Annotated in this window: 10 protein-coding genes and 1 pseudogene; 3 read left to right on the top strand and 8 right to left on the bottom strand. The window is 69.8% G+C overall.

Features of this window, described 5'->3' with window-relative positions; genetic code table 11:
- The coding region (locus tag BLU79_RS45600) for a transposase (RefSeq protein ID WP_143052521.1) at positions 1-278 on the bottom strand (278 nt) is incomplete at its 3' end.
- A gap of 79 nt (positions 279-357) precedes the next feature.
- Between BLU79_RS45600 and BLU79_RS45595 the strand changes: the two genes are divergently transcribed.
- Both BLU79_RS45595 and BLU79_RS45590 read left to right on the top strand, forming a co-directional pair.
- Positions 358-2,109: a cellulase family glycosylhydrolase gene (locus tag BLU79_RS45595; RefSeq protein ID WP_093911958.1), complete on the top strand. Its 1,752-nt coding sequence runs from the start codon at positions 358-360 to the stop codon at positions 2,107-2,109.
- 122 nt (positions 2,110-2,231) lie between these two features.
- A complete protein-coding gene (locus tag BLU79_RS45590; protein ID WP_093911957.1) occupies positions 2,232-3,293 on the top strand; it encodes an AraC family transcriptional regulator in 1,062 nt (353 codons plus the stop codon).
- 33 nt (positions 3,294-3,326) lie between these two features.
- Here the strand turns inward: BLU79_RS45590 and BLU79_RS45585 are convergent, their stop codons facing one another.
- From BLU79_RS45585 to BLU79_RS45565, 5 genes and pseudogenes are all read right to left on the bottom strand, one after another.
- Entirely contained in the window at positions 3,327-4,757 is a 1,431-nt protein-coding gene (locus BLU79_RS45585; protein ID WP_093911956.1) for an aldehyde dehydrogenase family protein, read from the bottom strand.
- Positions 4,754-5,629, bottom strand: coding sequence for an SDR family NAD(P)-dependent oxidoreductase (locus BLU79_RS45580; RefSeq protein ID WP_093911955.1), 876 nt, complete (start codon positions 5,627-5,629; stop codon positions 4,754-4,756). Before BLU79_RS45580 ends, BLU79_RS45585 begins: the two co-directional genes overlap by 4 nt.
- Positions 5,626-6,972 (bottom strand): flavin-containing monooxygenase, encoded by a 1,347-nt coding sequence (locus BLU79_RS45575; protein ID WP_177001455.1) that lies wholly within the window; start codon positions 6,970-6,972, stop codon positions 5,626-5,628. The genes BLU79_RS45580 and BLU79_RS45575 overlap by 4 nt, the downstream gene beginning before the upstream one ends.
- Before the next feature lie 168 nt (positions 6,973-7,140).
- Positions 7,141-8,334 carry an MFS transporter gene (locus BLU79_RS45570; protein WP_093911954.1) on the bottom strand — a complete coding sequence of 398 codons (1,194 nt, stop codon included), beginning with the start codon at positions 8,332-8,334 and terminating at the stop codon, positions 7,141-7,143.
- Between the two features lie 116 nt (positions 8,335-8,450).
- Positions 8,451-11,676, bottom strand: a pseudogene (locus BLU79_RS45565) (bifunctional cytochrome P450/NADPH--P450 reductase).
- Positions 11,677-11,882: 206 nt separating this feature from the next.
- On the opposite strand from BLU79_RS45565, the gene BLU79_RS45560 reads away from it, so the two are divergent.
- Entirely contained in the window at positions 11,883-12,470 is a 588-nt protein-coding gene (locus tag BLU79_RS45560) for a TetR/AcrR family transcriptional regulator (RefSeq protein WP_093911953.1), read from the top strand.
- Positions 12,471-12,566: 96 nt separating this feature from the next.
- Here the strand turns inward: BLU79_RS45560 and BLU79_RS45555 are convergent, their stop codons facing one another.
- Both BLU79_RS45555 and BLU79_RS45550 read right to left on the bottom strand, forming a co-directional pair.
- Positions 12,567-14,105, bottom strand: a complete 1,539-nt coding sequence (locus BLU79_RS45555) for a non-reducing end alpha-L-arabinofuranosidase family hydrolase (RefSeq protein WP_093911962.1) — start codon at positions 14,103-14,105, stop codon at positions 12,567-12,569.
- Between the two features lie 119 nt (positions 14,106-14,224).
- The gene (locus BLU79_RS45550) at positions 14,225-15,664 is read right to left on the bottom strand and encodes an RICIN domain-containing protein (protein WP_093911952.1); all 1,440 of its coding nucleotides are present in this window, start codon (positions 15,662-15,664) and stop codon (positions 14,225-14,227) included.
- Positions 15,665-15,796 lie beyond the last annotated feature (132 nt).

The following is a 15,796-nucleotide window of genomic DNA, read 5'->3' as shown; positions in this document are numbered from 1 at the left end:
CGGTGCAGCACGGCCTCGTGGAGGCGGCCCCAGACGCCGGCTCTCGACCAGATCAGGAACCTGCGGTGGGCGGTCGACTTCGATATGCCGAAGCATGGCGGCAGTTGGCGCCAGGCGCAGCCACTGACCAGGACGTAGATGATGGCCGCAAACAGCGTCTCATCAGGCGTGTCCTGCGTTCCGCCGCCCTGCGGCCGCACCTTCGGAGGTGGGATCAGCGGCCTCGCGATCTCCCATAAGCCGTCCGGCACGATCCAACTCCACGTTCCCCGCCCCATACCGGGTCAACGCCCGCCTCACCACGTAGGACACGGTCTAAGGGGCGACACCGGCTCGATCTTCCAGAACGGATGAGCAATGAAGGAGCAGCAGGCCCCACAGCACCGCCGACGCCGGCTTCGGCTCGCAGTGGGTACACCGCTGGCGCTGATCGCCGCGGGCGGCATCGCCTACGGCACGGTCTTCGGGGCGTTCGGAGTCGACGCCAAGCCCGAAGCGTCCGCGGCCACGGCCACGGTTCCCGACAGCGCGATGGCGGCCGTGGCCGCGATGCAGCCGGGATGGAACCTGGGCAACACTCTCGACGCCATCCCCGACGAGACGTCGTGGGGCCAGCCCCGCACCACCAAGGCCCTCCTGGACAAGATCCGCGCCCAGGGCTTCAACAGCATCCGCATCCCGGTGACTTGGAGCGACCACCAGGCAGCCGCGCCGAACTACACCATCGATCCGGCGTATCTGAGCCGGGTCAGGCAGGTCGTCGACTGGGCCATCGACGAGGGCTTCTACGTCGTCCTCGACGTCCATCACGACTCATGGCAGTGGGTCGGCAAGATGTCCACCGAGCACGACAAGGTGCTGGCCCGCTTCCACACGACCTGGAAGCAACTCGCCACGGCGTTCCGGAACGAGTCCGCCAAGCTCGTCTTCGAGAGCATCAACGAACCAAAGTTCGACAACGCCGACAACGCTCGCCAGGCCGAACTGCTCAACGAGCTGAACACGTCCTTCCACAAGGTCGTGCGGGCGTCGGGAGGCAACAACACCAAGCGCCTGCTCATGCTGCCCACCGAGGTCTGCACCCCCGACCAGCGGCTGATGGACAATCTGGCCACCACGATCAAGTCGCTGCACGACCCCCGGCTGATCGCCACCGTGCACTACTACGGCTACTTCCCGTTCAGCGTGAACGTCGCGGGCTCCACCCGCTTCGACGCGCAGGCCCAGGGAGACCTGGACAAGACGTTCAAGCGGATGCGCGACACCTTCGTCGCCCGGGGCATCCCCGTCGTTCTCGGCGAATACGGCCTGCTCGGCTACGACCACGGTCCCGGCGCCGTGGAACGCGGCGAGATGCTGAAGTACTTCGAGGCGCTCGGCCACGCCGCCCGGAGCAACAAGGTCACCACCGTGCTGTGGGACAACGGCTCCTTCTACGACCGCGGGAAACTCCAGTGGAAGGACGCGGGGCTCTTCCATCAGCTCAAGTCGAGCTGGACGACGCGATCGGCAACCGCCTCCTCGGACGACGTCTTCGTACCGAAGTCCGGTCCCGTCAAGGACCGTACGCTCACACTGAACCTCAACGGGGCCGCCTTCAAGGCTCTCAAGCAGGGCACCACCACGTTGGTCAGCGGCAGGGACTACACCCTCTCCGGCAACCGGCTCACCCTGAAGGCGGCCGCGCTCACGCGGCTCGTCGGCGACCGTTCCTACGGAGTCAAGGCGACGCTCCGGGCCGACTTCTCCCGAGGCGTCCCCTGGCGGATCCGGGTGATCTCCCACGACGCCCCGGCGCAGTCGGGCACGACCGGTACAGCCGGTTCGTTCCGCATCCCCATGCAGTTCCGGGGTGACGTGCTGGCGACGATGAAGGCCGAGTACGCCGACGGCGGCAACGCCGGTCCGACCAGTTGGACTCCGTACCAGCAGTTCAACACCGCCTTCGCGCCGGACTACGGCAAGAAGGAAATCCGCCTCACTCCCGCCTTCCTCGACGCGGTGAGGGACAACGCGCGCGTGAAGCTCACCTTCCACTTCTGGAGCGGCGCGACGGTGACGTATCACGTGACCAAGTCGGGAAGCACGGTGACCGGCACCACGTCCTGAGTCGAGGCCGGTGCCCGCCCGGGGAGGGTCCCGGGCGGGCACCGCACTCGGCCGCGGGCGAGTGCGCCGGTCTTTCGCTCTACTCTGTGCGCAGCGAGCAAAGCCCGGTCACAAGGATCGCCATGTCCGAGAGCCCCACCCCGGCGCAGTCCCCGGGAACCAGCCGCAGCACTTCGGCGACCATCCCGCCGAACATTCTGCGCTGTCTCACGCCGGTCACCGACGGATACGGAGTCGACCTCCGGCCCGAGTTGAGCCGGGTCGGGCTGGACGAGGGGATGATGGGCTCGGCGGCGCTGCGGGTCTCCTACCGCCAGGGCAGTGCCGTCATCCGGCGTGCGCTGGAGCTCACCGGTGATGCTCACCTGGGCCTGCGGGTCGGTGCCGCGCAGCACTTGACCTCCTGGGGTCTCCTGGGGTTCGCCCAGATGGCCGCGGAGACCCTGCGGGAGGCCATCGAGACGGGCGTGCGCTTCCAGAACCTGTCCGGGGCGATGGTGGTCTGGTCGGCCGGCCAGGAGGAAGCGGGCTACGTGCTGCGGGCCGCACTGCCCGACCCCGCCCTCGATCCTGCGGTCGGGGTCTTCCTGGCGGAGGAGGCGTTCGCCAGCGTCGTCGCCCTCACGCGGCTGAGCTCCGGGGAGGAGTTCGCCCCGCAGAGCGTCGAGTTCGCCTTTCCCGCCCCGCGCGACACCAGGCCGTTCACCGGGCTGTTCCGGTGCCCGGTACGGTTCGACGCCGCGGAGAACCGCTTGGTGTTCCCCACGGCATGGGCCGGGCGGCCGATGCCGGGCCGCGACCGGGTCACCTACACCGGTGTCGTGGAGCTGCTGGCGGAGCAGGTGGCGTCGAGGCGCGACCAGCAGGATCTGCTGGAGGTGCTGGAGATCTCGATCGCGCAGAGCCTGCCCGACGTTCCGTCTTTCGTCGAGCAGGCCCGACGGCACGCCTCCAGTGAGCGCACGCTGCGCCGTCGGCTTGCCGAGTGCGGCACGACGTACGAGGCGGTCGTCGACGGAGTGCGTCGCGAGCGGGTCGAGCAGTTGCTGCGCCGACCCGAGCCGACCCTGCGGGACATCGCCCGCCAGGCGGGTTTCTCCGATGTACGGGCACTGCGGCGGGCGGTGCACCGCTGGCACGGGGTGGCCCCGGCCCGGCTGCGCGAGGAGGGCCCGGAGCAGTGACGGGAGTGCCCCCCGCGTCAGCGGGCCACCGGGTCAACGCGTGCGGATCCAGATGGTCTTCTCCCTGGTCCACTGTGCGAAGGCGTCGGTGGACTTCTCCGCGCCGCCGAACCCCGACTGCTTCCACCCGCCGAAGGGCGTCGTGATGTCGCCTTCGCTGTAGGCGTTGACGGAGACCACCCCGGCTTCGATGCCCCGCGCGAGCCGGAGCGCGGCGTCGAGGTCCCGGGTCCACACCGAGGCGGCGAGCCCGTATTCGGTGGCGTTCGCCAACCTCAGCGCCTCGTCCTCCGAGGCGAACGTCTGGACGGTGACGACAGGGCCGAACAGCTCCTTGGTGAGGACGTCGCTGCCCGCCGGGGCCCGGCTGATCACGGTGGGCGGATAGTAGGCGCCGCGCGGCGGCAGACCGTGCGGCAGACCGCCGGTGTGAATGTGGGCTCCGGTGGAGCGGGCCGCGTCCACCGCCGCCGCGACCCGGTCGAAGGCGGCACGGCTGATGAGCGGCCCCACCTGGGTGCGTGCGTCGGCGGGGTCGCCGATGGTGAGGCTCTTCGCGGCCCGGGTGAAACGGTCCAGCACCTCCTCGGCGATGCTGTGGTGGACCAGGACGCGGGAGCCGGCGGTGCAGTTCTGCCCCATCGTCAGGAACGCGGCCTCGATCATGTTGTCGATGAGTTCGCCGCCGTACTCGAGCGCGTCCGGCATCAGAACCTGGGGGCTCTTGCCGCCCATCTCCAAGGAGACCCGCTTGAAGTTGGTCTCCGCCGCACCCGCCAGGATGCGGCGACCGGTGGCCGTCGATCCGGTGAACGACAGTGCGCGCACGAGGCGGTTGCGGGCGAGCGCCGTACCGGTGACGGTGCCGTGGCCGGGCAGCACGGTGAGCACACCGTCCGGCAGGCCCGCCTCGGCCGCCAGCGCGGCCAGGTGCAGGGTGGAGCGCGGTGTGGCCTCGGCGGGCTTGAGCAGCAGGGAGTTGCCCGCGGCGAGCGCGGGCCCGACCTTCCAGGCGGCCATCGCCAGCGGGTAGTTCCAGGGCAGGATCGCGGCGGCCACCCCGACCGGTTCCCGGCTCACCAGGCCCAGGCTCTCGTGACCGGTGGGGGCGACGCGGCCGAAGACCTTGTCGGCCGCCTCCGCGAACCAGCGCGTCGACTCGATCGCCGCGGGCACGTCGCCGGTACGGCACTCCGTGATCGGCTTGCCCGCGTCCTCGCAGTCCAGCCGGGCCAGCACCTCGGCGTCGCGCTCCATGAGACCGGCAAGGCGCAGCAGCACAGCGGCCCGCTCCCGCGGGGACCTGCCGGCCCAGACGCCGCTCTCGAAGACCTTGTGCGCCCGCTCGGCGGCCAGCGTGACGTCCTGCTCGCTCGCCGCGGTCACGGTCGTGATCAGCTCGCCCGTCGCGGGGTTGACGATGTCGAGCGTCTCCTCGTAACCGGTCAGGTGCGTGCCGCTCATGCTTCCTCCACCAGTTCCCACCGGCCGCCGACCTGACGGGCCAGTCCCCTGCGGCGCAGGTCCTCCAGATAGCGGGCCATGCCTCGCTCACCCCGCTTGCGGAACAGGGGGAAGAGCCGGGGCAGCAGATTCGGTGCCAGCAGCGCACACCGCACCAGCCGGGACTCACCGGGCCTGACGTAGGCCTCCAGGCGGGGTTTGTCCAGCAGGCTCACAGCCGCTCTGACGACATCGGACGGCTGCTGCGGCGCGTCCTGGAACTGCATGGAGTTCCCGCCCTCGACGGCTTCCTGGCGGAGCATCCGCGTGTCGGTCGCCGACGGCAGCACCGAACCCGCCTGGATGCCCTTGCCCCGCAAGTCCAGCCCGATGGCGAGCATCGCGCCCCGCAGCCCGAACTTCGAGGCGGTGTAGACGGGGGTCTCGCCCAGCGGGAAGATCCCGCCGAGGGACACGGTCGTGATCACCCGGGGGTCGCCGGAGGCCCTCAGCAGCGGGATGGCGAGCCGGGTGGTGACCAGCGGGGAGACCAGGTTGAGGTCGATCTCCCGCTCGATGCTCTCGACGCTGCGCGCGTCGAACCGTTCGGAGCTGGTCATGCCCACGTTGTTCACCAGGACGTCGATCCGGCCGTGGGTGGCCGAGACGACGTCGAGCATCTGCTCCACCCCGGCGCGGTCCAGCAGGTCGCAGCCGAGCCCCACGTGCCCGCTCCCCGGCAGCTCGCCGGCGGTCCTCCTGGCCCGCACCTCGTCGATGTCGACCACGACGAGACGGGCGCCGCCCGCGGCGAAGCGGTGGCACAGGGCGCTGCCGATGCCTCCGGCGCCGCCTGTCACCAGGATGACCTGGTCACGGAAGTCGTACGTCATGAGGCCACCGCCTCCTGTCGCGGGGACGTCGCCCGAGGCGGCAGGCCTGCGGTACGCCAGCCCATCCCTTCGGCGACCTTTCCCAGGTACTTCACGAAGGCTTCGCTGTGGACGTAGCCGGTGTGGCGCGGCGAGTCGACGAACTTCAGTCCGCCGGACAGATCGGGCCGGTCACTGCGGATCATGCGGGCGAACCGCTCGGCCGTCGGCAGCCCGGCCCGCGCGTCGCGGACGAAGGAGGCGATCAACTGGGCCTGCGCGTCGAAGAGTTGGTAGGCACCGGAGTTGGTCTCCACAAAGCCGACACCGAACAGGCCCTCGTGCTCGCGGGAGAACGCGGACAGGTAGAGGTCGGGGTGCTGCTCGTCGCCGAAGTACCGCTGCGCGACGGGGACTTTGTGGACGTATCCCGTGGCCAGCAGGACCAGATCGAAGTCGTCGCTCGTGCCGTCGGTGAAGTGCACCGTCCTGCCCTCGGTGCGCGCGATGCCGGGCCTGGCCGTGATGTCCCCGTGCTGGAGGTGGTGGATCAGCAGCGAGTTGAGGGCAGGGTGGGTCTCGAACAGCTTGTGGTCGGGCTTTTGCAGACCGAGCCTGCGCGGGTCGCCGTTGAGGAGCCGCAGCAGGCCGCCGAACAGCTTCTGCTGCACCCACATCGGCAGGTGGGGCCCGCCCGCGGCGATGGTGTCCACGGGCCGGCCGAACAGATGCTTTGGTATGAACCAGTAACCACGGCGCATGCTGATCGCCGCGTGGTCGGCGGCCCGCGCCGCGTCGCAGGCGATGTCCAGCCCGGAGTTCCCCGCGCCCACCACCAGCACCCGCTTGCCCCGCAGTTCGGCGCTGCTGCGGTAGGTGACCGTGTGGCGGACCTCGCCGGTGAAGTCGCCGGGCAGGTCGGGGACGTTCGGGTGCCACTGCGCCCCCGTACACACGATGACGTGCCTGTGCATGCTCGCCCGGCCGTCGGCCCGGGTGACCGTCCAGGTGCCGTCCGGGTCCTTCTCCACGCCGCGGACCTCGGTGCCGAACTCGATCCTGTCCCCCAGCCCGTACGCCTCGGCGAACGACGTCAGGTAGGACAGGACCTGCCGGTGCGGCGGGTAGTCGGCGAAATGGTCCGGCATCGGATAGCCGCCGAAGCCGGAAAGGGTCTTGCTGGAGATGAAGTGGGCCGACTCGTACATCGGGCTGCCCGCGTTGTCGATGTCCCACAGCCCGCCCGGTCCGGTGTGGCGCTCGATATGCGTATACGGCAGGCCGCGCTCGGCCAGCGCCCTCGCGACCGCCAGGCCCGCGGGTCCGGCACCGATCACACAGGTGTCGTACTGGTTCTCACTCACCAGTCCGCCTCCTTTCTGGGATGTCTCAGATGTTGTTTGCCGGGAACCTATGCACCGGGCGACCAGCGGGAACTGACCCCTGCGGCCACAGAGGGGACCGCAGCGGCCAGCGGGGGGCCGCTGATGCCCGGCCACGCCCGGCCGCGTCGGACGACCCGGCTGAAGTGCTCACCCGGTCTCGGTGGAGGAAGGAGCGAGCTCCTTCTCGGGCGATGCCGCCGTGCCGGCCACCGTCATCCGGAGCAGGGGCAGCGAGGCGACGACGGTGCCGAGCGCGAGGACGATGCCGAGCACGTCGGCCCCGGCGGCGTCGAGGACGGCTCCCACGGCCAGGGGTCCGATGCCGGTTCCCAGGGCTCCCGCGCCGCTGAGGGAGGCGACCATGCGTCCGGTCGGGTCGATGAGTGCGGCGGCGGCGAGCATCTGCACCAGGACGGCCAGTTGACAGGCCTGCCAGAGGACGGCCGCGGCGGTGAAGAGCACGGGGTCGTGGGTGAGGACCAGGAGCGCCATCGCGAGGGCCTGTGCCGTGACGAAGACGGCAATGGACCGCATGCGCCCGAAGCGCCGCGCCGCCACCGGGCCCACCGCCGCACCGACGAGCGCCACGACACTGGAGATCGCGAGGACCGCCGACACGGCCGAGTGGGACATCCCGGTGTGCTGACGGCCGAGGACCGAGGCGTACGACCACGCGCCCTGAGTGACGGTCCACAGGAGTGCGGTCCCGAGGAGGAGAACCACGGACGGCTTGGTCGCGGTCGCCTCTCCCCCGCCGGCGGGCCCGGTGTCCGCTGTGGCGGGACCGTCCGGGAGCCGGCGTACCAGCGGCCAGGCGGCGAGGCAGCACAACGCCATGAGCAGGAACCCGGCGCCCTCCCCGACGTCGTGGTTGGCCGCGGGGACGCCCGTGATCAGCAGTGCCGTCACACCGACCGTGCCGGAGATGGTGACGGCGGACGCCTTGTCGGCGTCGTCGGTGGCGGCGAGCGCCGCCGTGGCCGCCGCGTAGACCGCGCCGAGCCCCGCGCCGAGGACCAGGTTGGCCAGGACCAGGGTCACCGGGTCGATGGCCGCCGCCGCTCCGAGGAAGCCGGCTCCCGAGAGGGCCAGGCCGAGGCGGGTCATCCGCACCCGGCCCGGCCGCGCGGCCCGCTTGGCCAGCAGCAGCGTCACCACCGCCGTGGCCATCAGTTGGCTCGCGGCCACGATCCCGGCGCCGGAGTCCGAGAGTCCGAAGCGGGTGGCGAAGTCGTCGACGAAGACGGGCATCACGTTCGCGCCGCCGTTGCCGAGGGTGACTCCGGCGATGAGCGCCACCGCCACCCCGAAGGTCAGGGCGGAGGCGCCGCGCGCGTTCATCGGACGCTCCTCTGCGAGGAGTTGGGGACTACCGCCGTTCCTCGGCGCGGCGCCGAGTGTGCAACAAGCATGAGAGCCTCACGAGTCGGGGTCGGTTCGATGGACGCCTGCGGTGGTCAGCCGGCCCAGACGTCTTCCACGTAGTGGCCGGACTCGGTCAGAGCGGCCAGCCAAGCAATGGCCTCGTCACCGCCCGCGCCCGTGCGGTCCCGGTAGATCTCCCTGAACGCCTCCCGCACCGCCGGGGCCATGCGACGGCCGTCTCCGCAGACGTAGACACGGCCGCCGGCCTCCAGTACCGCCCAGACCTCGTCGCTCTCCTTCGCGATGCGGTCCTGGACGAAGCGGGCACCGTCCTCGGGGGGCGGAGGAGAAGGTGGGGCGCATGCTGACGGCTCCGGCTGCCTCGGCCGTCTCGAACTCCGCACGGTGGAGGTAGTCGACGTCGGGGTGGTCGCAGCCGAAGTAGCACAGCAGCGTTCCGGTCGACCGGGTGTGGTGGCGGTCGAGGACGGCGCCGCGGAAGGGCGCCAGCCCGGTGCCCGCGCTGACCAGGATCACCGGCACCGACTGGTCCTGCGGCAGACGGAAGTCCTCGGCGCAGGGCAGCACCCTGGCCTGGACGGTGTCGCCGGCGTGCACGGTCTGGAGGTGGTGCGAGGCGATGCCGTGGAACGTGCCCTCACCGCCTCGGTGCGGCGCGGCGAGCAGCGACACCATTAGGTCCACCTCGCCGGGCGCCGCTTCGGCGGACGAGGAGATGGAGTAGTGGCGGGGGCGCAGGACGGGCAGCAGTTCCAGGAAGCGTTCGAAGGGCAGCTCGCAGGCGCGGTAGCGCTCCAGCAGGTCCAGGACGCTGCGTCCGGCGGCGGTCACCTGCTCGCGGAAGGCCTCCGGGTCCGCCGCGGCGAGTTCGGCCAGGGGCCGCTTCTCGGGCGGGCAGGCGGTGTGCTCGGCGAGCACGGCGACCTGCTCCGGGGTGGCTGGGTCCTGCAGTTCCACGAAGTCGGTCAGCAGACGGCGCAGGGTCAGTGGCCGGTCGACGGGCAGGGCGCCCCGGCTGCGGCGACGGGCGCGCAGTCGCACGGTGCGGTCCAGGTCGAGGCCGAAGCGGTCGGCCACCCGCCGCACGAGGGCGTCCGGGTTGCTCGGCAGGACAGCCAGGTGGTCGCCGGTGCGGTAGGTGACGTCCTTGGGCAGCCGCAGCCTCAGGAATCGCTTGGAGCGGCCCAACTCGTTGCCCATGTCGACCAGTTCGTACGCGTCGAGCACCTCCATCGGCTGTACGCCGTGGCGTGCCGCGAGGCCGCCGATGACCGAGTCGGTCGCGTCCTGAAGCTCGTACAGTCCCGTCTCCTCGTCGGCGGCCGACTCGCTCTCCCGTGCTTCCGCGGCGGCGGCACCGTACCGCTCCAGCAGGGTGGTCCACAGGTCGCCGACCCACCGGTCCACCGTGCCGGCGAAGTCGCCGGCGGCGTCCGCGGCGCCGCGCTCCAGCAGTGGGGTGGCGCCCGCGGCGGTGAGCTTCTCGTCGATGAGGGTGGGGACGCGCTGGTAGGTGGCGGCCCAGTTGCGGTCGCCGACGCCGAGTACGGCGTACTGGAGACCGTCGAGTGCGCCGGGCTCCAGGCCCTCCAGCCATGCGACGAATTCCGTGGCGTCGTCGGTGGGCCTGCCGTTGTAGGAGGCGGCCACGATCACCACCGGTCCGTCACCCGGGGAGAGCTTGCCCACGGCGTCGTTGAGGGGAGCGACGGACGGGGCGAAGCCGCTCTCGTCACCGTCCGCCGCCAGGTCGCGGGCGATGCCCGCGCAGGTGCCCAGGTTGGAGCCGTGCAGGAGGGTCAGCGCGGTTCCGGTGGCGCGCCGGACGCCGGGCCCGTCCTGACCGGCGGGAGCGCTGCTCGCGACGACGGGCGCGGCGGCGGGCAGGCGGCGCTCCCCGGCGGCACGCCGGGCCAGGTTCAGGGTGAACTCGTCGGGCTTGAGGGTGAGTGACTGCTTGATCTTCAGCTGGTAGTTGGTGTGGTCGATCAGGCGGTAGCGGTGGATCAGCAGCGCGAGGACCAGCGTCGCCTCGTGCAGCGCGAACTGGCGGCCGATGCAGGCGCGTTCGCCGCTGCCGAACGGCTTGAACAGGTGGACCGGCCGCTCCTCCTCCCGCTCGGGCAGGAAACGGTCGGGGTCGAACAGCTCGACGTTCTCGCCCCAGGCGGGGTCCCGGTGCAGCTGCGGGATGAGCACCTGGATCGAGTCGCCCTTGCGCACGTCGTACTTGCCGCCGATGACGGTGTCCTCCAGCGGCTCCACGGCGTACGCGGGCACCGTCGGCCACAGCCGCAGGCCTTCGTTGAGCACCTGGCGGATATACGTCAGCTTGCCGATGTCGCCGTAGTCGGGCTCGGGGGCGTCGGAGTCGCCCCACAGCGCGTCGACCTCGGCCTGGGCGCGGGCGAGGACCTCGGGGTGCTTGGTCAGGTAGTAGAGGGCGAAGGACAGGGCCCCGCTGGTGGTCTCGTGCCCGGCAATAAGAAAAGTGATCGCCTGGTAGCGGATGTTGACGTCGTCCAGGGGCTCGCCCGTCACCGCGTCCGGGGTGTGCAGCATGCGCCCGAGCAGGTCGTCGGTGCTCGGGTCTCCGGAGGCCCGGCGCTCCCGGATCACGTCGTCGACCAGGTCCTTCATCAGACCCACGTCGGCGCGGAACTGCTCGGCCTGCTTCCACTTGAACAGGTCCGTGCCCGGGATGGACTCCCCCTTGGCCTGGGCGAAGCCGAGCGCTCGCGACAGTGCGGTGACGAAGGGGTGCGGCTCCTCGCGGCCGAAGGACTCGAAGTCGTAGCCGAAGCCGCACAGGCCGATCGTGTCGAACGTCAGCCGCGTCATGTCGCCGGCCACGTCCACGGGCTCCGTCCCGGCCGCCCGGTCCCACTTCCCGATCAGCTCCCGGGCCACCTTGAGCATGGTCGCGTGGTAGCCGCGCATCGCGCCGAGCGAGAAGGCCGGCATCAGGATGTCGTGCGCCTTGCGCCAGTTGGGCTCGTCGTTGAACGCGGTGAAGAGCCCGTCGCCGCCGATCTCGCGAAGGATCACGAGGTCGGGGTGCACGTTCTTGCGGAACCGGCTCTCGTCCGCCAGCTCGGTGACCAGGTCGAGGCCGGAAGCGAAGTTGATCTCGTTGCCGAAGATGCGGAGCTTGAACAGCGGCCCCAGCTCCCTGGCCTCCTTCATCACGTAGAGCAGGCCGTCGGCGCCACCGGGAATGTCGAACGCGTGGCCGACCAGGGGCAGGGCGGGACGCTGAGGGATCGGCTCGGTTCCGCACAGGGCCTCGTGGGTCATGAGCTTGCCTTTCGTTCGGCGCAGGCTGTCGCTGGCCAGAACCGCACAGGCGACATTGTCAGTCGACAATGTCGATCGATCATGTTGACCGACACAGTCGATTGACGGAACCTTCGGAGGCCTTGAAACGTCCCGCCCATCCACCACCGGAAACCGGACCTTGTCGGTCGACCTGTTCGCCAGACTGAGTCACATAAGATGCCGTCATGGCTCATGTATCCGCGGCGGAGCGCCGCCCTCAACTGATCAAGGCCGCCATCGACCTCATGACCAGGGAGGGCGTGGCGGCCGGCAGCACTCGCGCCATCGCAGCCGAGCTCGGCGTGGCTCAGGCGACCGTGCACTACACCTTCGGCACGAAGGAAGATCTGTACCGGGCCGTCATGGAGCAGCTCATCCAGGACCTGGTCACCCAGGTGGAGCGGGCGGCACCCACGGACGCGGCCTTCGAGGACTCGATCGTCACGCTCGCCGAGGCCCTGTGGCACACCGTGCTCGAACAGCCGGCGTCGTACCAGCTCCTCACGGAACTGTCCATGTTCGCCCTGCGCACGCCCCACCTCCAGGAGGCCCTGCAAGGCCACTACCGCGGCGTCTCGGCCATGACGGCGAAGCTGATCAGCGAGGCCGCCGCACGCACCGGCCACCAGCTCGCCCAGCCCGCCGAGACGATCGCGAGGTTCTTCCTCGCGGGCTTCGACGGGCTGACGATGCAGCACCTCTCGCTGCCGGACGAGGACGCCGAAAGGGTCTGCCTGCGGGCTCTGGTCTCCGCCGTCCTGGCCATGGCCTGAAGGCGCCTGAGACCGGCAGGAGCGCGCGAACAGCACGTCACCCCGCCGGGCAGGCCGCCCGGCGGGGTGACGTGGATACGATGACGGTTCGGGCCGTCAGCAGGGGGAGTTGGTCTGGGTGAGCAGGCCCATCCGCCAGGGCAGCGAGTTGTAGTCACCGCCGGCCTTGGGGTCCAGGCCTTGGTAGACGTACTGCATACGGCAGGGGTCGATCGGGAGGGTCTGGTCGTTGCCGGCGCGGACCATCTCGCCGTGGCTGATGTCCTCGGTCCAGGCGCCGTTCGGGAAGGTGACGTTGCTGCGGCCGGCGAAGGGGTCGTCCCATGCGTGGGCGAGGGGGGTCCAGCCGCCGGTGAGGCTGGTCGAGGTGAAGGAACGGAAGTAGCGCCGGCCCGTGTTGTTGCCGATGGCCTCCTGAAGGAGCAGGTACTGGTTGGTGCCGGCGACCTTGTACACGTTGGTCGCCTCGAACAGGTTGTTCTTGGTGTCCGACATCACGATCTGCGTGTTCCCGAAACCGTTCGGGAAGTTCCCCAGGCTGGTCTCGGCACGGTAGATGTGGCCGTTGTCGTCGCTGAAGAACAGGTGGCAGTTGGCCGAGTCGCAGATGACCCAGAAGTCGATCCAGGTGCCGTTGCCCTTGTTCTCCGTGACGATCGGCGGCTCCTGGGCGATGAAGGTGCGCGGCGCGGACCACGACTTCGGGTCGGCGGGGTTGGTGCTGGTGGAGTAGGTGGGCGCAGGGGTCTGGTAGACCATGTACCAGAGGTTCTGCGGCGCGAAGTAGAACACCTGGGGCGCGGCCCGGTAGCCCGGTCCCATCGGCGACTGGTCCAGGTACGAGTGTTGTGCCGACCCGGCCTGTGACCAGTCACCGAAGCTGAACTGCTCCAGCCCGTAACCGAAGTTCGGGCCCACGGCCGAGGCATAGACCAGCCACTGGTTGTTGTGGCGGATCACCGAGAAGTCCTTGATGGCCACGGCGTTGTGCTGGCCGTCCGGCTTCGGGCCGGCCAGCACGCCGCTGGAGGACCACCGGAACGTCGACGGCAGCGAGCCGCCACCGCCGCCGCTGCCGACGCGGACCAGTTGCCACTGCTGGTTGACCCCTCCCCAGTCGGTGAACTGCACGACCTTGGCACCGTCCGCGGTCGAAGCGTTGTCCACCTCCACGGCCTTGCCGCTGCTGCGGACGATCAGCCGGACATGACCGTCCGACGAATCAGCCAGCCGGAACTGCTGGTTGACACTGTTGGTGTCACCCCACTGCACGATGTCCGCGTGGTCGGCCATGGAGTTGTTCAGCACGTCCAGGACCTTGCCCGAGTGCTGCGCCTTCAGCCGGTAGTAGCCGCCGCCCGAATCGACGAACTGGAACCGCTGGTTGGCGTGGTCGGTGCGGGTCCACTGCGTGAGGCTCGCACCGTCGGCGGTGCTGACGCCCGCCACATCCAGAGCCTTGCCACTGCCCCGGTTGACCAGCACATACCACGCACTCGTGTCCACACTGGCCGCCTGCGCCACCCCGGCGGCGCCCAACCCGGTCAGCAGCGTTGCCATCAGGGCGATCACCGCAGCGAGCACGGCCGTTCGCCTGCCTCGTCGCCACCACGACACCCTGCATGCCGTACGCATGCCCGTCATCTGTCTCTCCTTCACTGAGCGCGGCTGCTTCGCCGCTGTGGGGGGACGCGCCCCGGGCGAGGCCGGGGCGCGCTGCTGTTGGAGATCGTCGGTCGGCGTTGCCGCCCATCTCACACCGCGGGCCGCTGGAACTGCTGGTTGGCGCCGGTACCGCAGGGCCACTGGATGAGTCGGGCGCCGTTGGCCGTCGAGGCGTCGGCGACGTCGAGGCACTTGCCGCTGTGCCGGGCCACCAGGCGGTGGTAGCCGCCTCCCCGGTCATCGAACCGCCACTGCTGATTGGTGCCCGTCGTGCAGTGGTACTGGTTCACGAACGCGCCGTCGGCGGTGGAGCCTCCCTCGACGTCCAGGCACTTACCGCTGTGCTGGGCGAGCACCCGTACGTAGCCGCCGCCCGCGTCCTGGAGCCGCCACTGCTGGTTGAGGCCACCGTTGCAGGTGTACTGCAGCGCGATCGCGCTGTCGGCGGCCGAATTGTCGGTGACGTCGAGGCACTTACCGCTGTGCCTGGCAACCAGGTTGTAGTACGGGCCGCCGCCCACACCGGTGACCGTGCCGGCGACCGTGTCGATGGTGACCTGCGGATACCACGACAGGTTCATGGTGGTCCTGGTCGGGAAGGTCAGCGGCAGCCAGACGTACTGCGAGTCGTTGACCGTGCCGCCCATGGAGTTGCCCCAGCGGTCGCCCATGTAGAGGTAGGAGGTGCCCGAGGTTCCCTGCACGGGCAGCACGAACGCCGTCTGGGAGCCGTAGGCGGTGGCGTCGCCGATCTCGGTCATGGCGGTCCAAGGGACGGCCAGGCTGGTGGCGGTCGCGTACCTCTGCTGGTTGGGATTCCAGCCGCTGGTGCCGGACGTGAGCATGAAGTAGACGCCGTCGCGCTTGAACAGCGCGGGCGACTCGCGGTAGTTGTTCGGCCACGGGTTGGCGATGAGGCTGTCGTAGCCGGTGTAGTCGGCGGTGAGCTTGTAGAGGTGCAGATCGGCGTTGCCGGCCGCGGAGGTGACCTGGTAGGCCGTTCCGTCGTCGTCCTTGAACAGGGTCATGTCCCGTGACGTGGTGCCGGACGGCGGCCGGAAGCTGCCCCGCCAGGCGTAGTCGCCGTCGACGGTGTCGGAGACGGCGACCGCGGAACGGGACTCGTTGTAGTCGCTGCCGTTCTCCTTGTGCATCCACATGACGAACTTGCCGGTCGCGCTGTTGTAAATGACCTTCGGCCGCTCGATGTTGGCGACCGCGAGCTCGGGGTCGCCGGCCTGGGTCAGCACGTGGCGTCTGAACTCCCAGGTCTTCAGGTCGGTGGAGCGGTAGGCGGAGACGGCCTTGAACGTGTTGTCGGCGTTGCGGTTCTCGCCAAACCAGTAGTAGTACGCACCCACCTTGATCACCCCGCCGCCATGGGCGTGCACCACGGCTCCGGTGGTGTCGGTGAACTGCGTCCCGTTGGTCACGGTGCCCGGGGCCGCCTGAGCCGGCGCGCCGGAGACGAGCAGCGTGAACACGCCCAGGACGAGGACGAGAAGAGGGGAGAACGCACGTCTGAGCATCGGTACTCCGCTCCGAGCCACAGGCTTCGTGTTGTTGAAATCTGTTCGGATCCGTCGCAGGACAGTAGGTACCAGGCATGACCTCGTCAATAGCTACCGCACGGTAGATACATCCCATGTCAAGACTGGTCG

The sequence above is a fragment of the Streptomyces sp. cf386 genome (assembly GCF_900103585.1).
GTDB lineage: Bacteria > Actinomycetota > Actinomycetes > Streptomycetales > Streptomycetaceae > Streptomyces.
This window is presented reverse-complemented; position numbering and strand designations above follow the sequence as displayed.